Raw genomic sequence first — 777 nt, 5'->3', positions numbered from 1 at the left:
GCCAATTCCGGGATGGTCATGCTCATAGGCGGCGCCATCTTCTTGAGGATGGCTTCCTTACGCTCTGTGGAATAACGCACGTTGATCACCTCTCAATCCGTTTAGGTGACAACTACGCTGGCAGATAAGGACTGACAGCGCTCTATCTTCCTCTCTTGCTCCCCGGCAGATGCCATTTCTGATGACATCAGCCCCATCAAAAGGGCCATCATCCCTGCCACTAGAAGTCTTGATAACGAATATGAAAAGCCCCTCGACATGTCGCCTCCTTGCGCCTGTTCATGGATAGCTTCAATGAGTGATATTCAATGACAGCGCAGACACCGAGCAGGTGCTGCAGCAGCAAAGATATCTCCCGATAAAGATATCTCTCAACAGCGTGGAATGCCTGTCGATCAAGTACACACAATGGAGAGCCGGCACGTTTTCCCAGTGATACTGATCCATATACAAGGATGCCTCTATCACGGAAGTGATAGAGGCATCCTTGTTCGAGCGGCTACGCCTTGTGCTATAGCGTTTACCCCAGCACGGCAGTTCTTTGTAAGCGTTCGGGCATCACCGCTTGCGAGTGATCACGCAGTATGCTGCCAATGATGGGGCAGAAGTTCGTGCACTTGGCTAGCCTTTTGGGTCGGCAGCCTTTCCAGCACATTCTTCAGGTAGGTATAGGGCTCATGGCCGTTCAGCTTGGCACACTGAATGAGGCTCATGATGGTGGCAGCACGCTGGCCACTGCGCAGAGATCCGGCGAACAGCCAGTTTGAACGCCCCAGC

Annotated in this window: 1 protein-coding gene; it reads right to left on the bottom strand. The window is 52.8% G+C overall.

What is annotated here, in order from left to right:
- Positions 1-575: 575 nt before the first annotated feature.
- On the bottom strand, positions 576-777 hold a 202-nt coding region (locus IZU87_RS17305), incomplete at its 5' end, for a transposase domain-containing protein (RefSeq protein ID WP_213115353.1).

Source organism: Cobetia sp. MC34, assembly GCF_018340035.1.
GTDB classification, from domain to species: domain Bacteria; phylum Pseudomonadota; class Gammaproteobacteria; order Pseudomonadales; family Halomonadaceae; genus Cobetia; species Cobetia amphilecti.
This window is presented reverse-complemented; position numbering and strand designations above follow the sequence as displayed.